This window comes from Anaerotalea alkaliphila (assembly GCF_010179735.1).
GTDB lineage: Bacteria > Bacillota > Clostridia > Lachnospirales > Vallitaleaceae > Anaerotalea > Anaerotalea alkaliphila.
Window position 1 is genome coordinate 1 of record NZ_JAAEEH010000054.1, and the last position, 14,637, is coordinate 14,637.

Annotated in this window: 13 protein-coding genes; all 13 read right to left on the reverse strand. The window is 52.3% G+C overall.

Going from position 1 to position 14,637, the window contains the following annotated elements; translation table 11 throughout:
• Positions 1 to 156 precede the first annotated feature (156 nt).
• Entirely contained in the window at positions 157 to 1,893 is a 1,737-nt protein-coding gene (locus tag GXN74_RS13245) for a cache domain-containing sensor histidine kinase (RefSeq protein ID WP_162371421.1), read from the reverse strand.
• Complete coding sequence (locus tag GXN74_RS13250; protein ID WP_162371422.1) at positions 1,890 to 2,657, reverse strand: response regulator transcription factor; 768 nt, start codon at positions 2,655 to 2,657, stop codon at positions 1,890 to 1,892. The genes GXN74_RS13245 and GXN74_RS13250 overlap by 4 nt, the downstream gene beginning before the upstream one ends.
• 50 nt (positions 2,658 to 2,707) lie before the next feature.
• On the reverse strand, positions 2,708 to 3,856 hold the full coding sequence (gene msrB / locus GXN74_RS13255) for a peptide-methionine (R)-S-oxide reductase MsrB (RefSeq protein WP_162371423.1): 1,149 nt from the start codon (positions 3,854 to 3,856) through the stop codon (positions 2,708 to 2,710).
• A 52-nt stretch (positions 3,857 to 3,908) separates the two neighbouring features.
• Entirely contained in the window at positions 3,909 to 4,436 is a 528-nt protein-coding gene (locus GXN74_RS13260; RefSeq protein WP_162371424.1) for a redoxin family protein, read from the reverse strand.
• Positions 4,437 to 4,679: 243 nt separating this feature from the next.
• Entirely contained in the window at positions 4,680 to 4,850 is a 171-nt protein-coding gene (locus tag GXN74_RS13265) for a hypothetical protein (protein ID WP_162371425.1), read from the reverse strand.
• A 19-nt stretch (positions 4,851 to 4,869) separates the two neighbouring features.
• Positions 4,870 to 5,505, reverse strand: coding sequence for a phosphate signaling complex PhoU family protein (locus tag GXN74_RS13270; RefSeq protein ID WP_162371426.1), 636 nt, complete (start codon positions 5,503 to 5,505; stop codon positions 4,870 to 4,872).
• 99 nt (positions 5,506 to 5,604) lie between these two features.
• Complete coding sequence (gene galE, locus GXN74_RS13275; RefSeq protein ID WP_162371427.1) at positions 5,605 to 6,618, reverse strand: UDP-glucose 4-epimerase GalE; 1,014 nt, start codon at positions 6,616 to 6,618, stop codon at positions 5,605 to 5,607.
• A gap of 33 nt (positions 6,619 to 6,651) precedes the next feature.
• Positions 6,652 to 7,572 carry an endo alpha-1,4 polygalactosaminidase gene (locus GXN74_RS13280; protein WP_162371428.1) on the reverse strand — a complete coding sequence of 307 codons (921 nt, stop codon included), beginning with the start codon at positions 7,570 to 7,572 and terminating at the stop codon, positions 6,652 to 6,654.
• A gap of 69 nt (positions 7,573 to 7,641) precedes the next feature.
• Positions 7,642 to 9,045 carry an exopolysaccharide Pel transporter PelG gene (pelG, locus tag GXN74_RS13285; protein ID WP_246208727.1) on the reverse strand — a complete coding sequence of 468 codons (1,404 nt, stop codon included), beginning with the start codon at positions 9,043 to 9,045 and terminating at the stop codon, positions 7,642 to 7,644.
• Positions 9,008 to 10,477 carry a GT4 family glycosyltransferase PelF gene (pelF, locus tag GXN74_RS13290; RefSeq protein WP_162371430.1) on the reverse strand — a complete coding sequence of 490 codons (1,470 nt, stop codon included), beginning with the start codon at positions 10,475 to 10,477 and terminating at the stop codon, positions 9,008 to 9,010. The genes pelG and pelF overlap by 38 nt, the downstream gene beginning before the upstream one ends.
• A 21-nt stretch (positions 10,478 to 10,498) precedes the next feature.
• The gene (locus tag GXN74_RS13295; RefSeq protein ID WP_162371431.1) at positions 10,499 to 11,185 is read right to left on the reverse strand and encodes a hypothetical protein; all 687 of its coding nucleotides are present in this window, start codon (positions 11,183 to 11,185) and stop codon (positions 10,499 to 10,501) included.
• A gap of 278 nt (positions 11,186 to 11,463) precedes the next feature.
• Positions 11,464 to 13,635, reverse strand: a complete 2,172-nt coding sequence (locus GXN74_RS13300) for an NAD-dependent epimerase/dehydratase family protein (RefSeq protein ID WP_162371432.1) — start codon at positions 13,633 to 13,635, stop codon at positions 11,464 to 11,466.
• A 249-nt stretch (positions 13,636 to 13,884) separates the two neighbouring features.
• Positions 13,885 to 14,490 carry an Ig-like domain-containing protein gene (locus tag GXN74_RS13305; RefSeq protein ID WP_162371433.1) on the reverse strand — a complete coding sequence of 202 codons (606 nt, stop codon included), beginning with the start codon at positions 14,488 to 14,490 and terminating at the stop codon, positions 13,885 to 13,887.
• Positions 14,491 to 14,637 lie beyond the last annotated feature (147 nt).

The window sequence follows — 14,637 nt, forward strand, 5'->3', positions numbered from 1 at the left end:
AATCGCTCCTTTTCTTGGTGAATATGTGGGTTGTTCATCTCTATGCCTTCATTATATAGGGCACAACGCCAAGGGCATAGAGTAAAAAATTCACATTCACTGGTCATTTTTGACATCCCCGCCGGAAGGAGCCGTGTCGTCCGACGCAAGATGTTGCTACAGTTTCCTGGTCCTGTATCCGATCCGCAGCACGGCGGTCGTCCCCTTCCCTTTTTCGGAACGGATGCCCACGCCGAACCCTTCCCCGTAATACAGCTTGATGCGTTCGTCCACATTTCGGATGCCTACCCCACCCAGCTTCCTGGGACTTGCCGGCTTCTTGTCGGTTCCCCTAGCCACATCGAATCCCACACCGTCGTCCGAAACAACAAGCTGTATTTCCCCTTCCATACCAAGGACCCGGATTTCGATGTGGCCGGGACGGTCCAGCTCCCGGATGCCATGATAGACCGCATTCTCGACGATGGGCTGAAGGATGATTTTTGGAACCAGGACATCCCCCAGCCAATCCTCCATCCGGATGGAATAGGAGAGCTTGTCCATATACCGCTGCTTCTGGATGAAGAGATACTGTCTCGTATGCTCCACTTCATTCTCCAGCGGAATCAACTCGTCCCCCTGGCTGAGGGAAATCCTGAAAAACTGCGCCAGGGACTTGGTGACCGCAATGACTTTCTCCTGCTCGTTGAATTCCGCCATCCATACGATGGTGTCCAGGGTGTTGTAGAGGAAGTGGGGATTGATCTGGCTGTGCAGGGCGTTTATCTCATAGCTTCTCAGGTTTTTTTCCTTTTCCTGGACGTCTTCCATCAGGGACTTGATCCGGTCCATCATGTCGTTGAAATGGATGGCCAGGTTTTTGGCTTCATAGCAGCCTTGCCCCTCGATGGCGATGTGCGCCAAGTCCCCCTCGATGTGCGCCATGGCCTTCTCCAGCCTTCGGATCGGATTGGTGATGCGGTTTGCGATGAGCACGCTGCTGAAGGCGACCACAAGAAGCATGACGATCCCCGCAAAAAGGAGGGATTCCTGGATCTGGCTTCGGATTCCCTGCAGGCCGTCCAGCGAAGAGACCCCCACCAATGTCCAGTCCGTGTTCTTCAGGTGGGTGTGGTGGATCAGCAGCTCCCGATCCTTGTCATAGCCTTGGGGCATGGCCATCATCTCGACCAAAGCAACCCGCTTGGCCTCCTCCTGGAAATAGGAGGTGTCCTTGTGGAACACGACCTGGTTGTCCGCGTTGATGATGTAGGCGTATCCCTGGTGCCCCAAGTTCAGTTCGGACAAGAAATCCTCGATGAACTGGTAGCGGATGTCCAACACCAGCACGCCTATGTTTTCTCCGTCCCCGTCCGTAACCTCCCGGCTGATGGACACGACCCACTGGTCCTTGTCCATGGAGAATTTCTGCATCCGGGCGGAGGTGAGGATTGGCATGCCGCCGCTCCTTACGGCGTTGACATACCACACCTCCTTCATCATGTCGTCCGACATGCGCATGTCCAGCGCCCGCTCGTTGGAAACGATGCGTCCATCCTTGCTCACCAGGATGACGGAAACCAGAAACGGGTCCGTCCGAAGGGCGGTATCTATCAGCTGGTCGATGGTCCCCCGCAGGGAGACGTCCGCCCCCTCGTCGGACAAGTAGGCGATGGTCTGGCTGTTCTCCGCAATCATGGCGGTCACCGTCTTGAGACGGTCGACATAGACTTCGATGTAGTCGCTGCTCCGTTCCACCGCCGTCACCGTGGCGTCCAGATTCTCCTGGAGGACGATCGAGGACACATTGTAGTACAGGGAACTTCCCAATACGGTGACCAGAAGGAGGCTCGCCAGCAAATAGTAGGCCGCAATCTGCACCCGGAGATAGCCCAACATTTTTGGCTTCTTCATCTCTTCATCGCCTTCTCTTTGTATGCGCTGGGCGCAAGACCCGTATGTTTCTTGAAGCTTGCGCTGAAATAATTGGGATCTTCAATCCCAAGGCTCTGGGCGATTTCATAGTTCTTCCTGTCTGTTGTCAGGAGCAGGATCTTTGCCCGCTCCATCCGGGCCTCCATGATATAGCTCGTGAATGTGACACCGAACAGCTTCTTGAACAGCCCGCTCAAGTAGCCCACGCTCAGGGACATGTGTTCCGCCAGAACTGTCAGGCTGAAGCTGGGGTCGCCAAGGTGTTCTTTTATTTCCGCCTGGATTTCCGCCTTGTATCCGATTTCATCGTTCGCCCCCGCCTCGTGCCGTATTTTTTCCAACACCTGTTCCAGTTCCGCCTGCTTGTGGTCGGTGCTGCTGGCGTAGATGAGTTTCTGCAGCACCTCCTCGATGTCCTTCCTGGAAACCGGCTTGAGGATGTAGTCGTCGACACCCGTCTTCAGCGCCTTCACCGCATAGTCGAAATAATCATAGCCGGTGACGAGCGCAATCTTCACCGGCCTGATTTTCTTCATCGCTTCCGCAAGCTCCAATCCGTTCATTTTGGGCATGTTGATGTCAGCCAGCACCAGGTCCACCGGCTCCCTTTTGAAAATCTCCAAAGCCTCCGCACCGTTGGCCGCTTCATACACCTTTTCGATCTGCAGCCTGCCGAAATCCACGAAAGCCAGAATCCCCCTCCTGACCAGTGGCTCGTCGTCCACAACCAGCAACCTGTACATCCCGCATCACTTCGCTTTTCCCGCCTGCCGGCTGTACTGCCGGTCCGGCGTCATTTTACAATATGGAGAAGGTACCCGTATCCTGTCTGCTCCATCTGTTCCAGAGGCACGAACCGGATGGCTGCGCTGTTGATGCAATACCGGAGCCCTCCCCGGTCTTTGGGCCCATCCTCGAAAACATGTCCCAGGTGGGAGTCCCCGCTTCTGCTGCGCACTTCTATTCTAACCATATTATAACTCGTATCCTCGTGATATGTCACCACATCTTTGGCGATCGGCCTGGTGAAGCTGGGCCAACCGCAACCGGAGTCATACTTGTCCGAGGATGAAAACAGGGGCTCCCCGGTTACGATGTCCACATAGATTCCCTTTTCATGGTTGTTCCAGTAGAGGTTGGAAAACGCATGTTCCGTATCGTCCATTTGTGTGACACGGTACTGCTCCAACGTAAGGTTTTTCCGAAGGAACTCGTCGCTCGGCTTGGGGTACCTGTTCGGGTCGATCAGCATCCCTACGTCCTCCACTTCGTTCAGGTCGATATGGCAGTAACCGTCCGGGTTCTTCTCAAGATAATCCTGATGGTAATCCTCTGCCAGATAGTAGTGGACCAGCGGTTGCACTTCCGTGACGATCGGTTGCCTGTACTTCTCCTGTTCCTTCGCCACGGCCTCCGTGATGACAGGGACGTCCCCTTCATCCGTATAATAGATGCCTGACCTGTATTGGACGCCCACGTCGTTCCCCTGCCGGTTGATGCTGGTGGGGTCTACGACCTTGAAGAAGTAACTAAGAAGCGTCTCCAGGTCCACCCGTTCCGGGTCATAACGCACATGTACGGTTTCCGCATGACCGGAATTGAAATAGAGCAAGTCCTCGTAGCTGGGATTCTCCTTGTTGCCGTTGGCATAACCCGAAGTCACATCATAGACCCCGTAAATCCGGGACATATAGGCTTCCAGCCCCCAGAAGCAGCCACCGGCAAGATGGATCTCCCTGAGCTTGTCCGTATCGAAATCCAGCCCCAGGTTGGGGTTGTCCGGCAACCGGCCGGTGTTTTCAAACTGGCTGCTGACCGCCGGCAAAGGAATGGCGGCAGCCGTTCCCGGAGCCGTCCCGCTTTCGGTCGGGGCGGCAATCCTGTCCGCGCAGGCCGACAAGACCAGCGCCAGGACGACGCATGCTATGATCGTTTTTTTCATGGTTTCCATTCCTTTCCATCACTTTTGTAGCCATTAATTTCCGTTGATGGTTTCAACGGATCAGGCGCATCCTTTCCGTCACCGATTCGTTGCTCTGGTGTCCAGGCACTCCCAGCACCAGTACACCGTCCGATCCCACATAGACGGAAGTCGGATATCCGCGCACGCCATACTCCCTGGCGGCCACACCGTTTTCATCGAAGAGCACGGGGAAACGGTTTGTATCCAGGCCGGAAAACCACGCTTGGAAATCAGCCGTATCCTTTTCACCGTTCGCATTCGGGGATACGATGGTCAATACGGTGAAGCCGTCCGCCGTTTCTGCAAGTGTCTGCAATTCCTCAAGTCCCGAAAGGCAAATGGGGCACCAGGACGCCCAGAACCGGATGTACACCTTCTGGCCCCGATAGGCTTCCAGGCTGTGTTCCTTTCCCTCCTGGTCTGCCAACACGAAGGTTGGCGCCATCCTTCCCTCATTCACCGTCGCAGCTGGTGCCGCATCCTGGGGTGCCCGGCCGCAGGCTGTAATCCACAGCAACAGCACCATGGTTGCAGCCAATACCCTTGCTCCTGCTTTCATGATCCATTCCTCCCTTATATCTTCAGTTGAACAGGCCGATGAGGGCTGTCAAGCGGTTCATCATGGGCAGAATTCTCCTGATATCACATTTCCATTATACGGTCTTATCTGCCCGGTTGGGATAGACCTGCTTCACAGGAATCTTTGATTACATCATGTCCTTTGGCCGCATTCTTTTGTGAAAACAAAAAAGACAACCTCCCGGCCTGTTGCTGCCGTTCCGATTGTCCGAACTCCCAGTCCCTATTGCTGCTGGTCTTCCTTCAGCATCAAACTTGTTTCACCGCAGATATCCATGGTCTGCAGGTTGAGGTGTTCCATTTCCATGGTATCTTCCGGTGAGAAATCGCACCAATACGCAGGAACCTGGTGCACGAAGCCGCACACCGGGCAAACGTAATAATACAAATCCATAAGATCTTTTCCTCCTGTATCATGCCCCTAGGGGATAGGATTGCGTCAATCTTTCGCAGACATTCACGATATGGTCGCCAATCCTTTCATAGAACCTGGCCGCCTTCGTCATGGCCACTTCCAGCAAAAGGTCCTCCGGCGTGGTCTCGATATGGAAGTTCAGTTCCCCGTGGACTTCCCTGTTGATCTTGCCCAACAGCAGGTCCTGTTCCATGATCTGACCTGCCAGCTCCTCATCCATGCCTGCCAGCACCGCCATGACCCCCTCCAGCATCTGTCTTGTGATCGCATACATCTCTTCCAGCGGAATCCCCTTGTCCTTATAGCCGGCAACCCCCAACTCGTCGCGCATGCGTCCCAAATGGAAGGCGTAGTCTCCGATCCGCTCCACATCCGGCAGGGATTTGAGCACAAACCCGATCCTTCCCATGTCGACGGTAAAAGGCTGCTGCTCCATCAGGCGATAGCAGGTCTGCTCCAGCTCCCTTTTCATTTTTTCTATTTTATCCCCCTGCTCCTTGATGGAGAACATTGTGAAGGGTCCTCCCGCAGCCGCAAGCCCGTGGCTCATATCCAGAAGTTTTTTTGTCTCAAAGGCCAAACGGTTGAACTTTTCCATAATGCCCCGCAATTCAACGGAAACTTTTCCTCTCATAATTCCTCCTGACAATGCATGGTCGTTTGCTTTCAAAGCCATTATACCCCCACCGCATGCAGTCGGATTGAAGAGGAGGTTAACTTTCGATTAAATGTTTCAACCAGACATCCCGCTCTTGCCGGCGCTGTTGTTTTCAAACCGCCAGGCATCCCGGACCATTTCCTTGATTCCGAACCTTGCCTTCCAGCCCAGCTCCCTTTCCGCCTTGGATACATCCGCATAGCAGGAAGGGATGTCCCCCGGCCTGCGCCCTACGATTTCATAGGGCACCTTGATTCCGTTCACCTCCTCGAACGCCTTCACCAGCTCCAGCACCGAAGTGCCCTGGCCTGTCCCTAGATTGTAGATCCGGACGCCTTCCATCGGCTTTGCGATTGCCGCCACATGCCCTTCCGCCAGATCGACCACATGGATATAATCCCTCACTCCGGTCCCGTCATCGGTCGGGTAATCGTCCCCATACACGAGAAGCTTCTGCAACTTCCCTTTCGCGGCTTGGGTGATGACCGGCATCAGATTGTTGGGGATGCCGTTGGGGTCTTCTCCAATAAGTCCGCTCTCATGGGCGCCCACCGGATTGAAATACCGCAGCAGGGTTGGGGAAAATCCCGGATTTGCCTTTGCGGTGTCCGTTAGGATCCGTTCGTTCATCACCTTGGTTTCCCCATAGGGGTTTGTTGTGGGCATGAACGGCATGGTCTCCACAAAGGGCACTTCGTTCTCCCCATAAACGGTGGCGGAGGAGCTGAAAACGAAACGGTGCACACCGTGTCCGATGCAGGCCCTTGCCAATACGATGGTGCTCACCACATTGTTGTAGTAGTATTCAAGAGGCTTTTGGATGGATTCGCCCACAGCCTTGAGTCCGGCGAAATGGATCACGCCGTCGATGAGGTGGCTTGAAAAGAGCCCTTCCACAGATTCCTCACAGGTCACGTCAATCTCATGGAACAGGATGTCCTTCCCGGTGATCCTTTTGATCCTGTCCAAGGCATCGATCTTGCTGTTGACCAGATTGTCGGCGACAACAACCGAGTGCCCTGCCTCCAGCAAGGCGACACAGGTATGGGAGCCGATGTATCCGGTTCCTCCGGTTACAAGTATGTTCATAGGATATTCCCCCTTTGCGTGCATGTGCTGGCATCAGTTGCCGGAATCTGGAGAGGCGTCGGCTTCGTGATCCAAATACACATTGTCGATCCCCTCCTCAAACTCCAAATAGTTGTTGCTGACGGGACAATAGTAGTACAGCCATCGGTGTCGTATGCAGAAAGCGTGATTCTCCTCCCTGTTCTCGTTGGATATGGCAAGGATCACGTTGTCGAATTCCTTTGCCACCGAAACAAGGCTGTCAAAGGTTTCCTTGCTGTAGTCGGATATGCTGTGGCTTCTGTAGTCCAGATCCTCGTACAGCAGGCCGTCCAAATAGCGGGCCGCACCTTGTTCGTAGAAGTTGAACGCACGGTTCTGGATGATCGAGAGGTTCGGATACAGTTCCTTGATCTGTTCCAGAAGGCGAAGATGTCCGTCAAATTGGGCCTGTCTAACTTTCGGATCGGACAGATGCTCGATGTCGTCCATGGTATCAAAAAACACCCCGTCAAATCCCCTATCTACGACCCTTTCCTTTATGATCCGCAGTAGGATGTTCCGATAGCTTTCCGACAGGATGTCCCCGTAATAGCAGTCATAGGCGGTGTTGTAGAGCCTCTCCCCGTTGATGTGAAGATAGTCTCCTTCTTCCATCATGCCTGTTTTCAGGGTATCGCTCTTTTCGACGGACACGACGGAAACATAGGAATAGAGAAGCGTGTCAGAAGCCTTGAGCCGGGCCAGGATTTGGTTGGAAACGCCCAGGGAGTCGATGATCGCCAAATCATAGGAGGTGATCCTGCGGACATCCTGGGATTTTATGACGCTATAATAGACAAGAAAATTATTGGCATTCCAGATGGGGTTCCCATCATTCGCCAAAATCCCCCTGTCCCTGTCGTTCATCGTAAGTGAAGTGGCTGCCAAAAACATGGCGGCAACGAGCAGCAGCATCAGCATCTTCCGTATCATATGTTGTCCCTCGCATCCTATCGCCTTTGCAAAAGCATACCATAAAACTTCCAAAGTGATAAGATGAATTCATCGGCGAAGTTTGAATTCGAAGTGGGTGTGTTTTGTGAACATCCTGAAGACAGCGTCCTCCAGTGTCTTGGACAAGAGGTATCCGCCTGCAAGCATCGATATCAATGCTCCCGCACCAAGACCCAGACCATAAAAGACAGGCCCCAGTTTGATCGTTAGGTAGGTGAACGCAACGGTGGTTGCCAGAAAAAGCAGGGCTGTTTTGAATGCGTCTTCCTGGTTGTCGAAATAAAGCAGGACGGTGATGACGAAAAAGGTCATGTACGTCAGGAAATAGCCGACCGCCAAATCCACGAACAGCAGGATTGTTTGCGGGTTGTCTTCAAACAAGGGCAAAATCAGGTTCGCGCCGATAAGGACCGATACCAGCGTGATGATCAGCTGCACCTCGAAAACGTAGGTCAGTTCGTTTCTTAGGACCGATGCCATCTTTTTTCTGGCGTTCTCTATGTCCCGCAAGGTCCCCCGATTGACAACGGTATTGCCGAAATTTTTGTACTTCTCATCAAAAGAGGTTTCTACCCGGACAACAAAAACGATCAGCGCGGGTATGATGGTGAAAATCGCATAAAAGGTGGCGGTGTCATAGGAAGGAGCGTAAAGATAGGTATCCATCGTGCTGGCGGAAATGTCGGACCACAACCACATTACAATGTTGTGCCCAAACAATCCGACGGTGAACAGAAAGTTGGTGAGCAGGAGCAAGGGCATTTTTTTCAGATGGTGCAGGAAACCGAAGGTCCTGTCGCTCAGCTCCTGGAAAAACCCCTTGACAACGGTTATGAGAAAAAGGCAGTTCATCAAAAAACCCATGGCAATTCCAGCCAGCACCGCTGTGAGCACCTCTACTTTCAAAGCGATGAAAATGACGCTGAAAAGATAGGCTGCGGCCAGGCCAACGCCAAACGAAAGAGTCACTTTCTTGTAGTCCCGGACCGCGGAAATGTAGACCATCATCACATTGATGATGGTCAATTCGATGAAAACCAGGTAAGAAAGCAGTTTGATGACGAACGGCAAGGGGGAAAGGGAATAGAAAACACCCCCGACGACCGCTCCCGCAGCACAACACAGTGCAATGATCCCCAGCAACGAGGCAAGTATGTCCGAGCTGTCCTTCACGTACAGCTTGTCTGCCGTGTATCTGGAAATGACCATCGAAAATCCACTTGCCGTGATTGCGGAAAATATGTAGGAGTACATGATGATGGATCCGAACAGGCTCCTTTCCGCCATTGGCACCTCGGCAAGCCTGAGCATCTGCATGATTGCTCCTATCATGACCAGGCTGATGATCATCGGTCCCGATATCACAAAGATAGCATAGGAGAATCCCTTCACACTGCTTGTTATCGTATGTTTGTCAAAGACTTTTTTGAGTTCGAATCCTATCCCTGCCATTTGCCATCCTCTCCCCCAAGTCCAGGTAGATTTCCTTGTAACCGTTGATGAAATCTTCTGCGGAATACAGGTTCTTGATGCGTTGGTATCCGTTCTCTCCAAGTCGCCGACGCAGCTTGAAGTCCCGACACAATGCGACGATCCCCTCCCCGATTCCTTCGTAGTCCATGACGGTTGCCACTTTTCCGGCAGGTCCGAAATCGTCATAGCATCCCCGCACCAAAGCCTCGCAATCCCCCACATTGGTGCTTACGAACGGAAGCGAACAAGCCATGCCTTCAAGGATGGCGAGGGGTTGTCCCTCGCTGATGCTGGTCAGGACCAGCAAGTCCATTCTCCCCAGATACTCCCTCAGATTCACATGACCGGTGAAGACTACGTTGTCCAACTTGAGGGAATCTTTGAATGCGATGCATTCCTCAAAATACTCCTCGTCCTCTTCCGTTGGACCCATAATCCAGAAGTTGATGCCGGGAAGCTTCTTGTTCACGTGTGCGAAGGCCTGCAGCATGGTCTTGATGTCCTTGATCGGCACAACCCTTACCACAGCTCCTACGTTGATTTCCCGACCATCCGTGCGGTCGGCGATTGACCTCCGGACCTTCTCGAAGTCGTTTTCACGGATGCCGTTGGGGATCACTTTGATTTTATTCCGGTCACATCCCAGGTCCACCTGGATTTCCATGTTCTTGTTGAAAAGCGAAACAACCCTGTCCGCACCCGCATAAGCGGCGCTGGACAGGCAACCGAAGAATTCAATCCATATGGATTTGAAGTCCCCCTTAACCCAATCCGCCTTGATGATGTCCTCTTCCCTCTCCCGGGTATAGATTCCGTGCTCGGTAAGGACAAACCCGCATCCGTTCCTGTGGGATGCATAAGCCGCCAAAATCCCCGCATACCCGGTGGATACCGAATGGTAAAGGTCGGCATCGGGATATTTTCTCAATAGAAGGGAGAAAAGCATCAGATACATGGAGCGCATCGTCCAGAACATTTCCATGAACGATACATGGGTGTAGCGCTTGTTGTAGACGTCCTGTATCACATGAAAGAACATTTTTGATGAAAAGATGTCCTCCGCATTGAATCCCTTCTCTTCCAATTTGGAAAACACATCAAAAACCCCCGGCCAATCCTCAACCTCCGATTTCATCAGGCCACCAATCAAGGAAACCTCCTCTTGGGAGAGCGGAAGCCTTCTGTTCCAATGCTCCGTGGGCAGCAACAAGTGGTCCATGTAGATGTCTACCACTTCCAGCACATTTTTGGGGAGGGCATATTTGATTTCCGTATCCGCTGTGCTGTCAGGATTGATTGCGATGATCACAAACTGGTGCTCCGGCATGCTGTTGATCAATTGCTGCACCCAACTGGATACGCCTCCGGATATGTAGGGGTAGGAACCTTCCGCGACCAGACATATCTTCATGGTTTCATCACCTCCCACAGCCTATTCGCTGGCGAATTTGTAGTCCAGATAATGGAAATCCTCGCTGTCCTGGCAAGCGTCTTCATCCTCTTCGTCATATTCCTTGTTCTCGTCGACCCAAAACCGGATGATTTCGGTGGTGTTATGGGACAATGCGATTTCCAGTCCTTCAAGACGGTGCAAAACCAAATCGAAGCTAGCCTTGTTCTTCATCTGGTAGTAGCTCTTCAACAGGGCCAGATATTTTTCCTCGTTGTCTTTGTAGGCCATATATAGGATATCGCAATAGATGTTCGCCTCCCTATGGTTGCCGGTCCTGATCAGCAGTTCGATCAGGCGGAAAATGTATCTCTGGGGTGCCAAGCCCTTGCTGTCGACAATTCTCTTTAGACACTTGATGCTCTCCTGCGTGTACATTTCCCTGATGCCCGCATCCAGGTCCGTTATGGCCATGTAGCGGTCCACTATCTCAAAATACTCCATGGCGGCCTTAAAATCACGGGGGTTCTCGTTGTATATTTTTGAGATTTCCCGCATCTTCACATCCAGGACACGCCGCATATGCAACATGCTGGATGCGGCGTAGTGGGACGTCTCCGAGTCCTCATTCTTCAATGCATTGCTAATGAAGTCCGAATATTCATAAACATCCTTTTTCAATACGTTCAGGATGGTTTCCCTGCGTTGCGCCCGGTCAGAGACCAGCAAAGATTCCTCGAGGGGGACGACGTTCGTTTCCGCAGAAAAATCCAAAGACTTGAGAAATCCCTTGGATGCATGGCTGTCCGCTGGATATTCATCCTCTTTCCTTCTTGGCCTTGGATGAACGAAATGCACCACCGAAACCAGCAGGATACCTCCAATGGGAAAGAAAAGGGAAATGAGTGCCGCTGTAACCGCGTGGGATTTCGACCCTTTGGTGCGGAATACAAACCCGGCAAAACCCATCACTGCCAGAACATGAAGTGCCACAATACCTGCCAGCATCACAACCCCCCCTTTATGGTTTCTTTGGGAGCGGCATGGATTCCCCGTTCGCACAGCCTGTGTTCAATGGTCGTTGCGTCTTTCTCGTTGATGTCGACCAAGAGGACGGCAAACCTTCCGCCCCCAACCTCTCCAATGAAATCCGTCGACCGGATGATTTTGGAAACGATGGAATAAATCTCTTCGTCGGTTTTCTTTTCTGCCTCGAACTCGATGAGATAAAAAGGCATCTCGCTATCCGCAGAGGCCTTGTGTTTCTCCTTTACCAATTTGTCGAACCACTCCGCCCTCATGATGAAGGTGTTCCCATGGTATTTTTTGTCATGGATCGCCTTTTCGTATTCCGCGGCCCTGGAGATGGTGTTGGACAACATATGGCTCAAAACCTTCAATGTGTTCAAAAACTGATGGGTAAGGTTCCTGAACGCCACATCGTCCAAAAACACCACCGCCAAGGTTCTTCCTTCCTGTACGATGGGAGCACAGACCATCGGATATTCGTCCACCATTTCCTTGTTCACGAAGACCTTTTTCTCGACGTTGACGGAGGGCAGGAAACTGAATTCTTCCAGCAGCATCGATTTATGGTACCGATGCCCCCCTTTAACAGCCGCAAGCCGCAAGTGCCTTGAAGAATTCAGCAGATAGATGTGGACATTTTCGGCCTTCAGGATACCTGCATAAACCGAGGCGGCTTCCGTGAAGATCTGCTCCGGTATCGCTTTGTCGAGTTTCGAAACCACGCTGAAGATTTTCCCCAAACTGTCTTCATAGTTCTCGATTGTGCTCTGCAGGGAATTCTTGATTTCGATGCTCCTTTCATACATTTCGTTCGTGAACTGCATTTCCTCATTGGCTTCCTTCAGATCCTTCAAAAGCATCGATTTCTCGAACTTCATCCGGTTCATGACGTACCCGACCGAAACCCCTACGATGAAATACATGGTCATATAGAGGATATGGCTGGGATCCCTGAATACGTTGGCGACAGCCACATCGTCCAGATTCACTTTCAACCAAAGGTAGGCGAACACGGACAAGGCGATGGCCACACGCCCCTGGTTCCAACCGTAGAAGGCGTTGATCACTACAATGTAGACAATCAGGAAATCGACATTGATCGCTATGTTCTTTTGCATGAAATATGTCACCAGCAAGAAGAACAGGCACGCCATCAGGTTCTCCAGATACCGGTAGGTGTTGGCGTTCGCAAGGATTCTAGCGCCCAACCCTTCCGCAGCCTCAAGGGGACCTGTTTTTTCCGTCGGCCTGCCGTTGTTCCGGTGCCACTCGATCGTCTTCATGATACCCTCTTCAATGGGGATTTCCGGTGCCCATTCCAGCTCCGTCATCGCCCTCTTGTTGTCTAGGACAATCTTTGGTTCATCCGGACACTGCAAGAAGGTGTACTTGCCTTCCTTGAACACGTTCATGTGCGCATCGGCGGTTTCAACCAGTTCAGACCTGGAGACGCCTCTTGCAGAAGAAATGTTCAACACATTGCTTGTTTGCCTCTCGCAGGCTTTGGCGATGGCTTCCACGACATCGCTGACATGCACGTAGTCCTTCACCAGGTCCGTATAGGTCCGATCCTCTCCCGGTTCATCCCGTAAATTCTCTTCGATGAGTTGGTTGATGAAATCCTCCGAATGCTTTGCCCCGTAGACGGATCCGAGCCTCAACACCACCACACGCAGTCCGACTTTCCGGTAGGCGCCGCAAACGCCTTCCACCATCAGATACCAGCTTCCATAGGGATCCAGCGGCTTTAGGGGCGCGTTTTCCTTGATCGGCAAGTTCTTCTGCCGTCCGTACACCCGATACGACGACAGGACGACCACCTTCTTCACATTGTATTTGTGCGCAAGGTAGAGCACATGGCACAATCCTGTATTGTTCGCATGCAGGACCTTGTCAAAATCCTTGGTTCCCTCCTCCGGCAACGGTTTGTTCGCAAGATGCACCACCAGATCGAAGGCGGTCTCTTCAAAAACCTTTTCACATTTGCTGTCTTCGACGCCCATGGCATATGCCGCAGGCTTGCGCCTTGCATCTGGAGGGGAGCCGCTGGAAAGGTCGTCTATGACCGTCACCTGATGCCTTTCCTGGATGAGCCTTTCAACCAAATGGGAACCGATAAAACCATATCCGCCGGTTACGAGTATTTTCATAAGCCACCCCACCTGTCTTTACGTGTTTGGAGTCTGTTGCTGTATGGTTATGGAAAAACAGAGCCATCCCTCATGACTTGGCGCTATGGGAACACAACGCTATAATCCGACCATAGGAACCACTCTGTCCTGATATTCATATTGATGGGTATTCAAGCAATAGGTTTTAAAACAAGGCCCCGCAGATGCGGGTGGTCCCCTATCGGCGGGGCCTTGGGTTGGTGCCTGCAGGGAACTGCAGGCGGGTTGTCATAAGGATTCGACTACTATGATGTCAATGGTTACATTTGCTGGCAGAATCGGTTCTGCCTCATCCACATAACCTCCAGGCAATGTGAAGGTTCCCGTCAAGGTATATGTGCCTACCGGTGTAAAAGTGACGCTTAGATACACTCCAGGTCTATCTGGATCCCATGTAAATACCGGATCGAAATTGGCCGGATTTGTATCACCCCAGGTTACAGGTGCATGGACTTCCTTGTCCCCACTCCCTGCTGTCAGGATGACTGCGTTGCCCAGCACCGTCTTGATCCAAGACAATGTGAAAATGTCAGACTGCCTGATTTTCAACGACGTATGGATGGTCCGGACAGACGTTACTTCCACAGGTTCCACAACAGTCACTGTGCAGGCTGCGGACCGGGTTGTGCTTCCGGTGGTCACCGTTGCTGTGATGGTGGCGGATGCCCCCACCGTGCCGACTGCCGTCACACGTCCATGCCGGTCCACCGTCACGGCGGATTCATCACTGGACGACCATTTCAGAACCTTGTTGATGTTGTCCGGCCCGATGGTTGCGGTCAGCATTTCGGTTGCGCCTTGCGGGAGGGCAAGGGTCGCCTTGTCAAGCGCCACGCTGGTGACGGTTGTGGCGGTTCTGATTCACATATGATAATGTCCTATTGTAACGCAAATGATTATGTCCCACTTCCGGTCATGGTGTACAATGAACCTCATGCGACAAAATACAATACATCGAGGTGGCCGCTATCAGAAAGGTAG

What these genes read in the sequence shown, in the direction of transcription:
- GXN74_RS13245 (WP_162371421.1), bottom strand. Translation starts at nt 1,893, where the DNA reads ATGAAGAAGCCAAAAATGTTGGGCTATCTCCGGGTGCAGATTGCGGCC.
- GXN74_RS13250 (WP_162371422.1), bottom strand. Translation starts at nt 2,657, where the DNA reads ATGTACAGGTTGCTGGTTGTGGACGACGAGCCACTGGTCAGGAGGGGG.
- msrB (WP_162371423.1), bottom strand. Translation starts at nt 3,856, where the DNA reads ATGAAAAAAACGATCATAGCATGCGTCGTCCTGGCGCTGGTCTTGTCG.
- GXN74_RS13260 (WP_162371424.1), bottom strand. Translation starts at nt 4,436, where the DNA reads ATGAAAGCAGGAGCAAGGGTATTGGCTGCAACCATGGTGCTGTTGCTG.
- GXN74_RS13265 (WP_162371425.1), bottom strand. Translation starts at nt 4,850, where the DNA reads ATGGATTTGTATTATTACGTTTGCCCGGTGTGCGGCTTCGTGCACCAG.
- GXN74_RS13270 (WP_162371426.1), bottom strand. Translation starts at nt 5,505, where the DNA reads ATGAGAGGAAAAGTTTCCGTTGAATTGCGGGGCATTATGGAAAAGTTC.
- galE (WP_162371427.1), bottom strand. Translation starts at nt 6,618, where the DNA reads ATGAACATACTTGTAACCGGAGGAACCGGATACATCGGCTCCCATACC.
- GXN74_RS13280 (WP_162371428.1), bottom strand. Translation starts at nt 7,572, where the DNA reads ATGATACGGAAGATGCTGATGCTGCTGCTCGTTGCCGCCATGTTTTTG.
- pelG (WP_246208727.1), bottom strand. Translation starts at nt 9,045, where the DNA reads ATGGCAGGGATAGGATTCGAACTCAAAAAAGTCTTTGACAAACATACG.
- pelF (WP_162371430.1), bottom strand. Translation starts at nt 10,477, where the DNA reads ATGAAGATATGTCTGGTCGCGGAAGGTTCCTACCCCTACATATCCGGA.
- GXN74_RS13300 (WP_162371432.1), bottom strand. Translation starts at nt 13,635, where the DNA reads ATGAAAATACTCGTAACCGGCGGATATGGTTTTATCGGTTCCCATTTG.